Source organism: Streptomyces sp. NPDC057137 (assembly GCF_042670825.1).
Taxonomy (GTDB): Bacteria; Actinomycetota; Actinomycetes; order Streptomycetales; family Streptomycetaceae; genus Streptomyces.
Window position 1 is genome coordinate 16,541 of record NZ_JBHUUW010000024.1, and the last position, 15,873, is coordinate 32,413.

Below are 15,873 nucleotides of genomic sequence, written 5' to 3' on the forward strand. Positions count from 1 at the left end.
CGACACATGCGTGTCCGTGGGGATCGTGTGCCGCCCCGGCGACCGTATGACAACGCTGTCCTGAACAGGGGCCGTCGCCGACCGGTCCGGAGACCTGCGCCACATCGGCCCGGCGGCGGGAAGCGGAGGCAACCTTCGGTTGTTGCCGCCCGACGGACACCCCCACCCAAGGAACAGGACTGGCCATGACAGACGCGAACGCCCGCCGCTCGGCGGACACCCTCGCCCGCCCCTTCACGGTCCGCGGCCTCACCACGCGCAACCGGATCGCCATGGCACCCATGACCCGGCAGTTCTCCCCCAACGGCGTCCCCGGCCGCGACGTGGCGGACTACTACACACGACGCGCCGCCGGCGGCGTAGGGCTGATCATCACCGAGGGCACCTACATCGACCACGACTCCGCCGGCACCAGCGACCGGGTCCCGCGGTTCCACGGCGAGGACGCGCTCACGGGCTGGGCGGATGTCGCGGACTCCGTGCACCGGGCGGGCGGCGCGATCATCCCGCAGCTGTGGCATGTGGGTGTCACACGGGACGAGGGCGCCCCGCCGGTCGCGGACGCGGAGCCGGTCGGCCCCTCGGGCGTGTCCCTGGACGGTGCGCCCAAGGGCCGCGCCATGACGCAGAAGGACCTGGACGACGTCATCGGCGCGTTCGCCGACGCGGCCGCCGCCGCCGAACGGCTCGGCTTCGACGGGATCGAACTGCACGGCGCGCACGGCTACTTGATCGACCAGTTCCTGTGGGCGGGCAGCAACCGCCGTACCGACGCGTACGGGGGCGACATCGTCGCGCGCACGCGTTTCGCGGCCGAGATCGTCGCGGCCTGCCGCGCCGCCGTGTCGGACTCCTTCCCGATCTTCCTCCGCCTGTCCCAGTGGAAGATGAACTCGTACGACGCGAAGCTCGCGCACTCGCCCGCCGAACTCGACATCTTGCTCAGGCCCCTGGTCGAGGCCGGTGTCGACGTCTTCCACGCGTCGACCCGCCGCTACTGGCTGCCGGAGTTCGACGACTCCGACCTGAACTTCGCCGGCTGGGTGAAGAAGATCAGCGGCCGGCCGACGGTCACCGTCGGCTCGGTCGGCCTGGACGGTGACTTCGCCAAGGCCTTCCAGGGCGAGGACTCCGCGGTCACCCCCATCGATGAGCTGCTGGACCGGCTGGAGCGCGACGAGTTCGACATGGTCGCCGTGGGCCGGGCCCTGATCGCCGACCCCGAGTGGCCGGTGAAGACCCTGGGCGGGCGCACCGAGGGCATCACGCCGTTCGCCGCGGAGATGCTGAAGACGCTTCGCTGAGCTGACGCCCGGAGCGCACCTGACGCCCGGAACGGACCTGACCGCCGTCCCCCGGACTCCGCGGGGGACGGCGGTCGTACCGGCCGGACCGGTCAGACTGCCGGACCGGTCAGACGGTCGCGGTCGAGGAGGGGTCCTTGGCCGGCGGCGGGACCATGCGGACCGGGACCGTGTCGGCGTCGTTGTGGCGCTGGGACCAGGTCTCCAGTGCCACCTGACAGGCGTGGTCGAGATGGCGCAGACCGGTCAGGTCCAGTTCGATCGGGCGGTTCTGGGGCAGTGCCTCCAGTTGGTCCAGGATCCGCGGCAGCCGCAGGAAGGTGGCGTTGCCGGTGATGGCCACGACCAGGCGTCCGCCGGTGAGTTCGTGGACGTTGAGGTGTATGTGGGAGGTCTCCCAGGCCGACTTGCAGACGGACAGGAGCAGTCCGAGCACCACGCCCTCGAAGAGATTGCCGATGACGATGGTGCCGGTGGTGATGGCGAGGATGACGGCGTCGCCGCGGTGTGTCCGCCACAGCGGGACGATCTCCTTGACCGGCACGAGCTTCATCCCCGCGTGCACGAGGACACCCGCGAGCGCGGCCAGCGGGATGACGCCGATGACGAACGGGAGCAGCGCGGCGAACAGCAGCAGCCATACGCCGTGCAGGACGCGGGAGAGTGAAGTCTTCGCGCCCGCCTGCACGTTGGCGGCGCTGCGCACGATGACGGCGGTCATCGGGAGCGCGCCGAGCGCGCCGCAGACGGTGTTGCCGATGCCCTGCGCCATCAGCTCCTTGTCGTAGTCGGTACGGGGACCGTCGTGCATCCGGTCCACCGCGGCCGCGCTGAACAGGCTCTCGGCCGAGGCGATCAGGGTGAAGGCGAGGATCGTGCCGATGGCGGCGACACCGGCCAGGCTGCCGAAGTCCCCGAGGCCGGGCGGGTCGACCGCCGCCAGCAGGCCCCGGACCTCGACCCGGGCGACATCGAGATTCAGCAGGACGGCGGCGCCCGTGGCCAGCCCGACCGCGACGAGCGGACCGGGGACGACGCGCGCCTTGGCGGGCAGGGTCGGCCACAGGAACAGGACGGCGATGGTGGCGGCGCCGAGCAGGAAGGCCGTCAACGCCGTTCCACCGGTGACGACTTCGCCGAAGAGACCGGGCAGCCCCGCGATCTTCGCGAGCCCGCCGGAGGGCTGGGTCTCGTCGGCCATCGCGTAGATCTGGCCGAAGACGAGGACCAGCCCGATGCCGGCGAGCATGCCCTGGACGACGGCGACCGAGATGGCCCGGAACCAGCGTCCGAACTTCAGCGCCCCGAGGAGGAGTTGGAGCAGCCCGGAGATGAGGACGAGGGCGCCCAGCGCACCGAGCCCGAACTCCTGGACGGCCTCGAAGACGAGGACGGTCAGTCCGGCCGCGGGGCCGCTGACCTGGAGGCTGCTGCCGGGCAGCAGACCGACGAGCAGCCCGCCGACGATGCCGGTGATCAGGCCCAGTTCGGCCGGCACACCGGAGGCGACGGCGACGCCGACGCACAGGGGCAGGGCGACGAGGAAGACGACGAACGAGGCGAGGACGTCACGTCGTAGGACGGCAGGTTCCTTCAACTGCGAAACGAGCGAGGTGAGTGAGCGGGGTGAGGGGGGTGAGGGGGGTGAAGCCATGGGTGTGTTCCTTGCGGAGCGGTCCGCCGACGGCGGCGGACGAGGGGACACGGACTCAGGCCGTGGACTCAGGACGCGGATTCGGGAGACGGACTCGGGAGACAGACTCGCGAGACGGACTCGGGCGCGGCTCGACGCGTCGGCCGCGTGGGCGGCGGCGCGGAGCGCGTACCGGTCAGAGCGGCACGAACGCGCCGCCCGCGTCGGGCCGTTGGACGCTCACGGTGCCGGTGTCGACCTCGTAGTACCAGGCACTGAGCGCGAGGGTGCCCTCGGCGAGCGCCTCCCGGACGCACGGGTAGCCCCGCAGGGTGTCGAGCTGGGCGGCGGCATGGTGCCGTACTGCGTGGGGGACGCCCGCGTCGCCGGGGAGCCCGGCGACCGAGTGGTCCAGCCAGCCGCGTACGGCGGGGACGGCGGAGAGGTCCGTCCCGCTCACCAGCGCTCCGACCGCACCGCAGTGGGAGTGCCCGCACACGACGATGTCGCGCACTTGGAGGACCCGCACGGCGTACTCGATTGTGGCGGTCTCGCCGCTGGGACGGTCGGAATCGTAGGGGGGCACGATATTCCCCGCCGTACGCAGTTCGAAGAGTTCACCCGGCCGTGCGCCGGTGATGAGTGTCGGTACGACTCGGGAGTCGGAACAGGTGATGAAGAGCGCTTCCGGCCGCTGTCCGTGGGCGAGGACGCGGAACTCCTGGCGTCGCTCGGCCACGCGGTCCGGAAAGGAACGGGCGTTTTCGATAAGGGATTTCATGGCGGCCTGCCTCCTGCGCCCGCGATGTGGGGACGGGGCGCGGTGTGGTCGGGTCAAGGGAAGATACCTGCTGGTCCGTGACGTCTCCGCACAGAGTCACGGGCAGGCTGGAGTGCACCGGACCGCGACATCGCGAACCGGGCGCTCTCCTGGGAAGACCGTACGCTTTACCAATACATTACCTTGGTAGCGGCGACGATATCACGCCAAATAAAAGCTTCCGGAAAGCCGCCGCATGTGTCATTGATGTGAACGGACGATGTCTCGACTATCACCGTGCCGCGCACATACAGCGGAAAACCGGCCGCGCGTTCGAGAATGGGACCGGGCGCCGGCGGATATTCACCGCCGACCGGCACGGCCGGGCGCCCGTCTCCACTTGGCCGGGAATATCCAGCTCGGGAACTTTCCCGTCCCGGCAACAGCACGGCACGGCCCCGGCACGGCCCTGGCGCGGCCCCGGCACTCACATAACTCACTTCCGGCGAAGGGAAGTTGACGCCTAAGCTGCCCACACCCCCGGGTGCTGGCAAGTTCGGGGCCCTGACCGGCGACCACGCCCGCCTAGCTCCTGCGCGGAGTGGGGCCCGTCTTATGGCGGGTGGTCGCCGGTCGTTCGCGTACCCGCCACAGTGAGCGAGGAGTGAGAGCGAGCGTGAGTCACGGGGGACACGGTCCTTACGGCCCACAGCCACCGCAGCCGCCGCCGTATCCGCCTTACGTGCCGTACCCGCCGCCGCACATGCCGCTGTGGCGACGGTTCCGTGAGGACGAGTGGCCGACGCTCAGGGAAGTCCTGCGGTCGGCGAGTCAGATCCACGGCTGCCTGTGGCTGTTCGCGTTGTGCTGCTTCGGGCCCACGGTCGTCGGGCTGCTGATCTGCTACCCGCTGGCCCGCTCGGCGCGGACGCACGCCCGGCGGATCTTCCCGCCGGGCGCCCATCTGCGGGTCCACTTCCCCGACGTGGTGCGCATCCAGAAGACCCGGGCGTGGGTGGCGCTCGCCGCGACCTTCGCGCTGATGGTCGCGTACGCGACACCGGACGACTGGGACCTGGCGATACAGCAGTTCGCCCTCCGGATGGCGATCACTCCATGGCTGCTGCTTCTCAGCGCGCCCCTGGTGATCACGGTCATCATCCGACTGGCCGCGCCCACCGCGAGAGCGGGCATGCGGGCCAGGCTCCGTCCGTCGCTGCGGTCGGCGCTCTGGTACTGCGGGGCGTTCGCGGCGACGCCGCTTCTCTTCATGGGTGGCCTCTTCGTCAACTACGAGCTGTACGAGGGCCCGCTCGCCCCGCTCGTCGCGATCGTGCTGCTGGTGCCCGCCCTGTGGGTGGGGCTGTTCGTCGCGTTCGCGTCCCCGACGGTCGTACGCTCGGCGTTCCACACGGCGCCCGTGCACGCGGCGCTGCCCGCCCTGCTCACCGGCGTACTGGTGTGGGAGTTCGCGGCCATCAGCCTGGCGGTGGGCGGTCTGCCCCCGGGCCCGACCTTCCTCGCGCTCCTCGCGGCGGTCGGCGGCCCGGCGACGGTCTCGGCGTTGGCGTGGTGGGAGATCCACCGGCTGCGTACATGGCACGGGGTGCGGTTGCGGGCCTGAGGCGCCCGAGCGACACGCGGTGAAGGTGCACGGTGCGCGGTGACGGTGCGCGGTGAAGGTGCGCGGTCGGCGCTGGCAGGTCTCGCTCAGGCCATCGTCGGAGCCTGGCCGCCGGTTGGGTCCCGGCTGTTCCCGGGCCTCCCCCGAGCAGAACCAGGGATGCAGCCACACTGCGGAGTTGGACACCTCGGATGCCGACCGCGCGCCTCCCACCGTAGCGACGCCCACTGACAACGACCGGCGCGGCGGCGGGGGGCCGGATCAAATCAGCTGACGCCTGCCCCGCGCCCGCCCAGGATGGGGGCATGAGTGACGACCTCGTGGAGTTCCTGCGCGCACGCCTGGCCGAGGATGCCGAGTTGGCGGCACGGAGCGGCCCCGACGAGTGCGGCGAGTGGCTGGCCCACGGGCACACGGTGGACTTCTGCCAGTCGGAGCTGGCCGGCTTCCACCCCACCGTCGCCCGCCATGTGGCCGCGCACGACCCCGCCCGTGTCCTGCGTGACGTCGACGCCAAGCGCCGCGTCCTGGCGCGACACGCGCTCAGCCCCGCCGTCGGCGACCCCGAGCTGCCCTGGGACAACCGCGACGACTGCCAGTGGGACGGGGAGGACTGGCCCTGCCCCGACCTCCTCGACCTGGCGCTCCCCTACTCCGACCACCCCGACTACCGCGGGCAATGGCGGCCGCACCCGAAAGCGGGCATCCGGCGGCGAGCGGTGCGGCGCGGAGGGGGCCGGCGGCGAGCGGTCCGGCGTGAGCGTGGAAGGGGGTGACCGTGGCCGGGATGTCGCTCGCGGCGCTGGACGCCGTCGTGTGGGTGGGGCTGGAGACCGCGCATCCGCTGTACCCCGTCGAGGTCGTACCCCGGACGCTCCGCCGGCTCGCCCTCGCCGGGGCGGAGGCGACGGAGGAGGACTGTCATCCGCTGCACGACTGCCTCACCGCGTGGCACGGGCCGGCCCCCTCCGCCGCGGCCACCGCGCTGCCGTTCGTCGTCCAACTCGCCGCCGACCCGGCCATGCGGGTGCCGGTGCGGGTCACCCTCGTCGAACTGCTGGTGGACATGGACGGGCCCGAACCGGCGAAGGAGAACCGGGCCGGGGCACGCGCGCTGCTCGCGGATCCGGATCCGGCCGTGCGGCGGGCGGCGATCCCGCTCGCGGGCGGTGTCGCGCGGCTGCTGGAGCGGTGGCGGGTGGAGACGGACCCGACCGTACGGCTGCCGGTGCTGCTCGCACTCGGCGAGGCCGCGGCAGGCGCCCCGGCCGGTACGGGGGAGGACGCCGCCGCGCGGGCGGTGCTCGCGGAGGTGCTGCGCGGCGGCGACCCGGTGCTGTGGGTCGCGGCGCTCGACGCTTCGGCCGCTCTGGAACCGGAATTGACGGTCCGTCAGATGGACCGGCTGGTCGAGGTGTTCTCCGATCTCGCCCTGCGTCCACGGTTCGAGGAGGTCTGGTACACACCGGGCATCGAGGGCCCCTGGACCCGTGAGGACCTGGTCCGCACCACCGCCCGGTTGTTCGAGCACATCCCGGGCGCCCAACTCTCCTTCGCCGTAAGCCTGATCGAGGCGGCGCGCCGTACCGGCGACGCCGCCCTGCTCCGGGAGGCACTGGACCTGGCGTGGCTCCTGCTGACCCAACGGCTTTCCGTGGCGGCCACGTTGCTGCCGCACGCGGGCGAGCTGCTGGCCGATCCGGACGGCCCCGTACGGCTACGGGCGGCGAACATCCTCGCGGTGCTCGGCGGCCCGGCGGCGGCCCCGTACGCCGACCGGCTCGCGGCGCTGCTCCACGACACGGCGGAGGACGAGTATCTCGAAGGCACGGTAGGCGAGTTCGCGCGCTGGGCGCTGGCCCGGATCGGCGATCCGCGCGCCCTGCCGGGGCTTGTCGAGCAGTTGTACGCGCCCTACAGGGAGCAGCACTACAGCCGCAGTTACGGCAGCGGTGATCCGAGACTGCCGGACATCCCGGACGTCCTGATCCCTCTGCGCGCACACGCGGGCACGCTGCTGCCCGCCGTACGCGAGGCGATCCGGCACGGCGGGGCCACCGGCGGTGCGACCGGTGATTTCCTGCGGGTCCTGGAGGCCTGGGGCCAGGACGCGCTGCCGGCGCTGCCGGATCTCCTGCCGCTGCTCGCGAGCACCCGCACCTCGATCCCGGTGATCGGTGTGCTGACGGCGATGGGCCCGGCCGCAGCCTCCGCCGAGCCGGCCCTGCGCGCCTGCCGGGTGCTCGACCACCCCGGGAACCATGCCGCGGTCGCCGCGGCCGCCATGCGTATCACCGGAGACCGCGCGGCGGCGCTCCGGTTCCTCGGCGACGCGGTCCTGGCGGGCGAAGCGCCCGTATACGGGCCGGTCGGCGCCCTGGCCGACTTCGGTCCCGACGCGGCGCCGTACGCGGACCGCGTCCGCTCGGTCATGGAGCGAAGCTCGCACGGGACACGGCTGACCGCGGCGATCACGCTCTGGTCGATCACGGGCCGGACGGAGCCGACCATGGGGGTCCTGGAGGAGTACGTGCTGCCGGTCGCCGGCGGCGGTGACGGTCTCGGCGTTCTCGACACTCCCGGCCTCCTCCAGGACGCGCTCCACGCCCTGATCCGCATGGGCGAGGTCAGCCCGGCGATCCGGGCCGCGCTGCTGACCGCGCGCGGGTCGGACCGTCGCCTGTCGACACGGTGGAACTACGAGGGGATCCTCCAGGACGAGCGACTGCGCGCGCTGATCGACGAGGCCCTCGGGCATGAGGCCCCCATCCGTCCGCCGGAATGACTCGGCCGGGGTCGGCGTTGTTCGAGCCGTGAGCCATCAGGTCCCCGCCGATCACGCATCCGTACGCGCGCGGCTGTCCGCCCGCCGTACGGACACGCATGCGCGGATCGAGGCTCTTGAGCGCGATTTCGACGCGATCGTCGAGGCCAACACGCTGGTCGCGGTCGACGACGAGCACGACCCCGACGGATCGAGCACCGCCTTCGAGCGGGCCCACGTCGCCTCCCTGCTGGCGCAGGCGCGCGAGGAGCTGCTCGGGCTGGACGAGGCACTGGAACGGCTGGAGCAGGGTGACTACGGGCAGTGCGAGGTGTGCGGTGAGGCGATCCCCGTCGAGCGGCTGGAGGTACGGCCGGCGGCGCGTACCTGTGTACGTTGCGCCACGGCCGGGCGGCGCCCCCGCTGAGCACCACCGACAAAGACCGAAGCAGTACGCCGTGAACGATGGAGGAGCCTCGTGCCGCTGACCTCGGAGCCGTTGCGGAAGCTGGGCTTCCTGACCATCGGGCTGTTCGACGCCGCCGATCCCCGGCGGGGCCACGAGTCGACCCTGGAGATCATCGAGCTGGGCGAACGGCTCGGGTTCGACAGCGCGTGGGTGCGCCACCGGCACCTCCAGTACGGCATCTCCTCCCCCGTCGCCGTCCTCGCCGCCGCCTCGCAGCGCACGAGCCGTATCGAGCTGGGCACCGCCGTCATCCCCCTCGGCTGGGAGAATCCGCTGCGGCTGGCCGAGGACCTGGCGACCGTCGACATCCTGTCCGGGGGCCGGCTCAACCCCGGCGTCAGCGTCGGCCCGCCCATGCACTACGACCAGGTCAAGGGCGCGCTCTACCCGGACACCGCCGAGGCCGAGGACTTCAGTTACGAGCGTGTACGGCGGCTGCTCGCCCACGTACGCGGTGAACCCGCCACCGGATCCGGGGGAGTCGAGGGCTTCGAGGTCTTCTCCGACCGCGTACAGCCCCAAGCCGCCGGTCTGGGCAGCCGTATGTGGTACGGCGGCGCGAGCACGCGGTCCGCGCGGTGGGCCGGTGAGCACGGGATGAACTTCCTGACCAGCAGCGTCGTCAAGGCGGAGGAGGGCCAGGACGCCCCGGACTTCGCGGCGATCCAGCTCTCGACCGTCCGCGCGTTCCGCGCCCACCACCCCGACGGCGACCGCGCCCGCGTCTCGCAGGGGCTCGTCGTCGTCCCGACGGACAACGCGACGGCGACGCAGCGCGCCAAGTACGAGGAGTACGCGCGTACGCGGCTGCCGCGTACGGCCACACCCCAGGGCCCGGCCCGTCTGATGTTCGCGCCCGATCTGGTCGGACCCTCCGCGGAGATCGCTGAACGTCTCTACGAACACGCCGCGTTCCGGGAGATCGACGAGGTCGCGTTCGCGCTGCCGTTCACCTTCGACCACGACGACTACGTCCAGATACTCACCGACATCGCCACCGGCCTCGGCCCGGCGCTCGGCTGGCGAGCACAGGCGGACGGCGCCTAGGCCCTGTCTTCAAAGTCCCGCCTGGCCCGCGACGCCTGGACGGCACCTCTCCCCCGTAGGCCCCGAGGGGGCCACGGGGGTGCCCCCTGCGTTGTCGGAATCGACCAAGTACGCCCGGGCCATCTACAACGACGATCCTCCGCCTTGCGATGCACCGCACCAGACGCCGCAGGCCCCGCCCTACGGGCGGACGGCGCTACTTTGAAGACAGGCCCTAGGTCCTGTCCGAGGACAGGACCCGCGGGCGAAGACCAGCAGGTCCTCGCCCGTGCCGTTGCCACCGGCCGAGGGTCCGTCGCCGCCCTCCCGGACACCCGACCGTCTCGACCCGGCGGCCCGGTATGCGTACTCTCGATGACGTGGGCCATTCCCAGTCGGCGCCGATCCCGGCGCAACGGATTCTGACGCGGCGACGTCACATCGACCTCGCCCGTGTCTCCAGTGCCTTCTGTTGTCGCGCAGCCTGAGGGGCAACTCCCCTGCGTGGCGCGCCACTTCGACCACCGGTAGCTCGCGTCGTACGCGGCGATAGACAGGCCCCACCACCCCTCTCTCCCTAGCCACGAGCGGCACTCCCCCGCCTGGGCCGTGCTTCGCCATGCCCGCTTCCCCGACCGCCGCGGAGAACTGCGCGAGTGCGCGCCTCCGGGGCCGAGCCGGGCCGCCGGACACCCACCACCCGCCCACACGTCCACCCACCCGAACACGGAAGCGAGCTTTCATGGCCACCGTTCTGTCCGTCTCGGGGAGTCCGTCCCCGACGTCACGCACCGCCCGTCTGCTGCGTCATCTCGACGCGGTGCTCATCGCCCAGGGCCACCGGGTCGTCCCCCTCGACGTCCGCACCCTGTCCGCCGAGGCCCTGCTGGGCGCCGACTTCGGGCACCCCGACATCAAGCGCGCGACCGAGCTGTTCGCGCAGGCCGACGGTGTCATCGTCGGTACGCCGGTCTACAAGGCCGCCTACTCCGGACTGCTGAAGTCGCTGCTCGACCTGCTGCCGCAGTACGCCCTCGCCGACAAGGTCGTCCTGCCGCTCGCCACCGGCGGCTCCGTCGCGCACGTCCTGGCCATCGACTACGCGCTCCGCCCGGTCCTCACGGCGATGGGGGCGACGCATGTCGTGCCGGGCTGGTTCGTCCTGGACCGGCACATAGTCACCGCCCCGGACGGGTCGACGGAGATAGAGGAGAGCACGGCCGGGGCGCTCGACCAGGTACTGGCGCAGTTCTCCGCGGCCCTCGGGGGCGGTGTGTTCCTCCGCGCGGCGAGTTGAGCCGCCCGCCGTCGTTCCGTCCCCTCGCCGCTCCCTCTTCTGGAGACCTCTGTTGGAGACCTCTGTGACCACCGCCCCCGCCCATGTGATCGCCGACGACGCGGAGGCCCTGCGCACGGCGGCCACCCTCGCCGACGAGTTCCGGCCCGGTGCCGCCGCGCGGGACGCCTCCCGCACCCTGCCGCGCGCCGAACTCGACCGGCTCACGGCCAGCGGGCTGCTGGCCGTCACCGTCCCGGCCGCGTACGGCGGCGCCGACGTGCGCGCCGAGACGCTGGCCGAGGTCTTCCGGCTGCTGGCGACCGCCGATCCGAGCCTCGCGCAGATCCCGCAGAGCCACTTCGCGTACGTCAACGTGCTCCGCCGCCAAGGGACCGACGAGCAACGGAAGTTCTTCTTCGGCGAACTGCTCGCGGGCCGCCGTCTCGGCAACGCCCAGTCGGAGGCCGGCACCCGGCACATCCAGGACATCCGGACGCGTCTCGAACCGCTCCCCGACGGCTCGTACCGGCTGGACGGCGTCAAGCACTACGCCACCGGGGCCCTGTTCGCCCACTGGATCCCGGTGCTGGCGCGTGCCGCGAACGAGGACCTGCACGTCGCGTTCGTACCGCGCGACGCCCCGGGGCTGGAAGTGGTCGACGACTGGGACGGCATGGGGCAGCGCACCACCGCCAGCGGTACGGTCCGCCTCGACGCGGTCGCGGTGCCGGCCGACCGGGTGGTGCCGCACCATCTGACCTTCGAGGGTCCGCAACTGCACGGCGCCGTGGCCCAGTTGCTGCACGCGGCGATCGACGTCGGGATCGCGGGCGGCGCGCTGGCGGAGGCGGTCGAGTTCGTACGGACCAAGAGCCGGCCCTGGTTCGAGAGCGGGTTCGACCGGGCCGACGAAGACCCCCTGCTCATCCAGCGGTTCGGTGAGCTGTCGATCCAACTGCGCGCCGCCGAGGCCCTGTTGTCGGCGGCGGGCCGGGCGGTGGACGCGGCGTCCGCCGACCTCACCGACGACAGCGCCGCCGAGGCGTCCGTCGCGGTCGCGGCGGTACGGGCCTTCGCCGCGGGCGTCGCCGTCGACACGGGCAGCGCCGTCTTCGAGGTGTCCGGCACCCGGTCCGCGCTGGACGCCCTCAACCTGAACCGGCACTGGCGCGACGCCCGCACCCACACCCTGCACGACCCGGCCCGCTGGAAGGTCCAGCACATCGGGCGCCACGTCCTGAACGGCACCCGACCCCCGCGCCACGGCCTGCTCTGAGCCCCGCGCCACGACCTCCTCCGAGTCCCCGCCCGCTGCTCGCCCCCGCCGCTCGCCCCGCCCCACCGATCGGAGAACGACACCGATGAGCCTCACCTTCCACTGGTTCCTGCCCACCTACGGGGACAGCCGCAACGTCGTCGGCGGCGGGCACGGCGTGCCCGTCGGCGCGGCCGGGGGCGAGCGGCCGGCCACCCTCGGCTACCTCACCCAAATCGCCCGCGCGGCCGAGCAGTTGGGCTTCACCGGCGCCCTGACACCCACCGGGGCCTGGTGCGAGGACGCCTGGCTCACCACGGCCATGCTCGCCCGCGAGACGGAACGGCTGAAGTTCCTGGTGGCCTTCCGCCCCGGCTTCGTCGTACCGACACTGGCCGCCCAGATGGCGTCCACGTACCAGCGCCACACCGGGGGCCGACTGCTGCTCAACGTGGTCACCGGCGGCGAGAGTCATGAGCAGCGCGCGTACGGGGACTTCCTCGACAAGGACGCCCGCTACACCCGTACCGGCGAATTCCTCGAAATCGTCCGGGAGTTGTGGCAGGGCAAGTCGGTGGACTTCGAGGGCGAGCACCTGCGGGTGGAGAACGCCAAGCTGACGCGGGTGCCCGACCCCGTACCCGAGGTGTACTTCGGCGGCTCGTCGCCGGCGGCCGGGGCGGTCGCGGCCCGGCACAGCGACGTGTATCTCACGTGGGGCGAGCCGCCCGCCCAGGTGGCCGAGAAGATCGCGTGGATCAGGCGGCTGGCCGAGGCCCAGGGCCGTACCGTGCGCTTCGGCATCCGGCTGCACGTCATCGCGCGCGACACCGCCGACGACGCGTGGGCCGAGACCCGGCGGCTGCTGGCCGGTTTCTCGCCGGAGGCCGTACAGGCGGTGCAGGCCGGGCTCGCCCGCAGCGAGTCGGAGGGCCAGCGGCGGATGCTCGCGCTGCACGGCGGCAGCGACGACGGCCTGGAGATCTCACCCAACCTGTGGGCCGGGATCGGGCTGGTGCGCGGCGGCGCCGGGACCGCGCTGGTCGGCAGCCACCGGGAGGTCGCGGAGCGCATCACCGAATATCACCGGCTGGGCATCGACGAGTTCATCCTCTCCGGGCATCCGCATGTCGAGGAGGCGTACTGGTTCGGGGAGGGCGTGCTGCCGCTGCTGGCGGCCGACGGGCTGTGGACCCACCCGGCGGGGGCGTCGGCGGCGGGCGCGTCGGGCGCGTCCGTCCCCTTCGCGGGGACGGTGACCGCCGGCCGGTGAACGTCGGTCGGTGAACGTCGGTCGGCGCCGGCCGGTGAGGGCATGACGGCGTGGACATGCCGGAGTGGGATCGGGTCGCACGGGCGAATGACCCGTGACCCGCCCACGTTGGAGTGACGTTTCTCCGCCGCAGCGAGTCCGTCGAGTAGATCTTCATCCGTCCTGTCCGGCCACTCGACATCCCGGCGGAGAAGCATCGTGTCTCGACTGGCTCACTGGTGTTTCCTGCACCGCCGCAGAGTGGTGGCCATCTGGCTCCTGGTCCTGGTCCTCGCCGTCGGGTTCAGCCAGTCGCTCGGCAGCAAGTACAACGAGAGCGCAAGCCTGCCGGGCACCGACGCCCAGGCGGCCATCACCCTCCTCACGGACAACTTCCCCACGGCCTCGGGCGAGGGCGACCAGATCGTCATCGAGGCCACCGGCGGGGACACCGTCCGCTCGGACGCGGTGAAGACGCCGGTCACCGCGGCGCTCACCAAGGTGGCCGCCATCCCCGGCATCGCGTCGGTCGTCAGCCCGTACAGCAAGCAGGGCGCGGCGCAGATCAGCAAGGACGGCACCATCGCGTTCGCCGCCGTCAACTGGAAGATGAAGGCCGCCGATGTCACGAAGTCGGACGCCCGGAAGCTGATCGACGCCGCCAAGACCGCCGACGGACCGAACATCCGTATCTCCCTCGGCGGCCCGGCCATCACCAACGAGGAGAGCGCGGGCCCCGGCCTGTCGGTGGCGGTGGGCGCCATCGCCGCACTGGTCGTCCTGCTGATCGTCTTCGGCGGCGCCCTGTTCGCCTCGCTGATGCCGCTGGTGACCGCCGCCATCGCGCTGTTCATCGGCACCTCCCTCATCAGCCTGCTGTCGCACGTCATGGACACCCCGAGCGTGTCCAGCGACCTCGCCGTACTGATCGGTCTCGGCGTCGGCATCGACTACGGCCTGTTCATCATCAGCCGCCATCGCAGCGCGGTGAAGACAGGTCTGTCGTACGAGGAATCGACGGTGCAGGCCGTCAACACCTCAGGGCGGACCGTGCTGTTCGCCGGGATCACGGTGTGCATCGCGCTGCTCGGGCAGTTCGCGCTCGGGATCGACTTCCTGTACGGCCTGTCGGCGGCGTCCGCCCTCACCGTGGCCCTGACCATGGCCAGCTCGCTGACGTTCCTGCCCGCCATGCTGGGCTTCCTCGGCCCCAAGACCCTCTCGCGGCGCGAGCGGCGCGCGCAGACGGAGAAGGGGCCGGTCTCCGACGACGCCAGCGGATTCTGGCTGCGCTGGGCCACGTTCGTGGAACGGCGCAAGGTGCCGGTGGCCGCGTGCGCGCTGGCGCTGGTCGTGGTGATCGGGCTGCCGCTGTTCTCGCTCCGCCTCGGCTCGTCCGGCGCCGCGAACGACCCTTCCGACTCCACCACCCACCAGGCGTACACCACCCTGGCCAGGGGGTTCGGGCCGGGCTTCAACGGGCCGTTCCAGCTGGTGACGGAGCTGAAGTCGCCGGACGACGCGAAGGCGTTCGACACCTACCTGGCCGCCGTCGCCAAGACGCCGGGCGTGGTGTCGGTGACGCCGCCGACGACCTCGCCCAACGGCAAGGTGGCGCTCGCGATCCTCTACCCGAGCACCGGCCCCGGGGCGAAACAGACGGTCACCCTGGTGAGCACCGTCCGCGACCTGGCGCCCAAGGCCGAGGGCCCCGGCCACTCCGCCGTCCATGTCGGCGGAGTGACGCCCACCAACATCGACTTCTCGCGGGTGCTGAGCTCGAAACTGCCGCTGTTCATCGCCATCGTCGTCATCCTGGCGTTCCTGCTGCTGGTGGCGGTGTTCCGCAGCCTGCTGATCCCGCTGGTGGCGGCCGTGATGAACCTGCTGTCCGTCGGCGCCGCGCTCGGCGCGATGAACGCCGTGTTCACGTGGGGCTGGGGCATCTCGGTCTTCAACATCGCGGGGACCGGGCCCGTCGACGCCTTCATCCCGGTCCTGCTGTTCTCGGTGCTCTTCGGGCTCTCGATGGACTACGAGGTGTATCTGGTCAGCCGGATGCAGGAGGAGTGGGGCCATCGGCGTCGGTCCGCCTCGTCACACGCGGACGAAGTCGCGGCCAACCACTGGGCGGTGACACACGGTCAGGCGAAGAGCGGCCGCGTCATCGCGGCGGCGGCCGGGATCATGATCCTGGTGTTCGGCTCGTTCCTGATCGGCGACAACCATGTGCTCCAGGAATTCGGCTTCGGCCTGGCCTTCGCCGTCCTCGTAGACGCCCTGATCATCCGCGGCCTGCTCGTCCCGGCACTGATGCACCTGATCGGCCCGGCCAACTGGGCCATGCCGGCCCGCCTGAACCGGATCGTGCCGAACCTCTCGATCGAGGCATCGCAAAAAGACGATCACTGAGGGGAAGTCGGCGGGCGACGCCGGGGGCGCGGGCGCGGTGAGTCGGTGTCCGTCCATTCAGCGTCTCAGTGTCGTTCGTCGTTCGTCGGTTCGCC

At 71.7% G+C, this 15,873-nt stretch carries 13 protein-coding genes; 11 read left to right on the forward strand and 2 right to left on the reverse strand.

Annotated features, from left to right (window positions below):
* Positions 1–185 precede the first annotated feature (185 nt).
* Positions 186–1,304 carry an NADH:flavin oxidoreductase gene (locus ACFT9I_RS20235; protein WP_382566033.1) on the forward strand — a complete coding sequence of 373 codons (1,119 nt, stop codon included), beginning with the start codon at positions 186–188 and terminating at the stop codon, positions 1,302–1,304.
* A 109-nt stretch (positions 1,305–1,413) separates the two neighbouring features.
* On the opposite strand, the gene ACFT9I_RS20240 is transcribed toward ACFT9I_RS20235, so the two are convergent.
* Positions 1,414–2,958: a SulP family inorganic anion transporter gene (locus ACFT9I_RS20240; RefSeq protein ID WP_382566034.1), complete on the reverse strand. Its 1,545-nt coding sequence runs from the start codon at positions 2,956–2,958 to the stop codon at positions 1,414–1,416.
* A 175-nt stretch (positions 2,959–3,133) separates the two neighbouring features.
* Entirely contained in the window at positions 3,134–3,718 is a 585-nt protein-coding gene (locus ACFT9I_RS20245; protein ID WP_382566036.1) for a carbonic anhydrase, read from the reverse strand.
* A gap of 721 nt (positions 3,719–4,439) precedes the next feature.
* Between ACFT9I_RS20245 and ACFT9I_RS20250 the strand changes: the two genes are divergently transcribed.
* From ACFT9I_RS20250 to ACFT9I_RS20295, 10 genes are all read left to right on the forward strand, one after another.
* On the forward strand, positions 4,440–5,321 hold the full coding sequence (locus ACFT9I_RS20250) for a hypothetical protein (protein WP_382566037.1): 882 nt from the start codon (positions 4,440–4,442) through the stop codon (positions 5,319–5,321).
* Between the two features lie 305 nt (positions 5,322–5,626).
* Positions 5,627–6,097, forward strand: a complete 471-nt coding sequence (locus ACFT9I_RS20255; RefSeq protein WP_382566038.1) for a DUF6221 family protein — start codon at positions 5,627–5,629, stop codon at positions 6,095–6,097.
* Between the two features lie 2 nt (positions 6,098–6,099).
* Positions 6,100–8,106: a HEAT repeat domain-containing protein gene (locus ACFT9I_RS20260; protein ID WP_382566040.1), complete on the forward strand. Its 2,007-nt coding sequence runs from the start codon at positions 6,100–6,102 to the stop codon at positions 8,104–8,106.
* A 28-nt stretch (positions 8,107–8,134) separates the two neighbouring features.
* Positions 8,135–8,512 (forward strand): TraR/DksA family transcriptional regulator, encoded by a 378-nt coding sequence (locus ACFT9I_RS20265; protein ID WP_382566041.1) that lies wholly within the window; start codon positions 8,135–8,137, stop codon positions 8,510–8,512.
* Positions 8,513–8,563: 51 nt separating this feature from the next.
* Complete coding sequence (locus ACFT9I_RS20270) at positions 8,564–9,601, forward strand: LLM class flavin-dependent oxidoreductase (protein WP_382566042.1); 1,038 nt, start codon at positions 8,564–8,566, stop codon at positions 9,599–9,601.
* Between the two features lie 341 nt (positions 9,602–9,942).
* Positions 9,943–10,068, forward strand: coding sequence for a putative leader peptide (locus ACFT9I_RS20275; RefSeq protein WP_382566043.1), 126 nt, complete (start codon positions 9,943–9,945; stop codon positions 10,066–10,068).
* A gap of 254 nt (positions 10,069–10,322) precedes the next feature.
* Positions 10,323–10,877, forward strand: a complete 555-nt coding sequence (ssuE, locus tag ACFT9I_RS20280) for an NADPH-dependent FMN reductase (RefSeq protein ID WP_382566044.1) — start codon at positions 10,323–10,325, stop codon at positions 10,875–10,877.
* A 64-nt stretch (positions 10,878–10,941) separates the two neighbouring features.
* Complete coding sequence (locus ACFT9I_RS20285) at positions 10,942–12,135, forward strand: SfnB family sulfur acquisition oxidoreductase (protein WP_382566046.1); 1,194 nt, start codon at positions 10,942–10,944, stop codon at positions 12,133–12,135.
* 85 nt (positions 12,136–12,220) lie between these two features.
* On the forward strand, positions 12,221–13,387 hold the full coding sequence (locus ACFT9I_RS20290) for an LLM class flavin-dependent oxidoreductase (protein WP_382566048.1): 1,167 nt from the start codon (positions 12,221–12,223) through the stop codon (positions 13,385–13,387).
* Between the two features lie 198 nt (positions 13,388–13,585).
* Positions 13,586–15,778 (forward strand): MMPL family transporter, encoded by a 2,193-nt coding sequence (locus tag ACFT9I_RS20295; RefSeq protein ID WP_382566049.1) that lies wholly within the window; start codon positions 13,586–13,588, stop codon positions 15,776–15,778.
* Positions 15,779–15,873 lie beyond the last annotated feature (95 nt).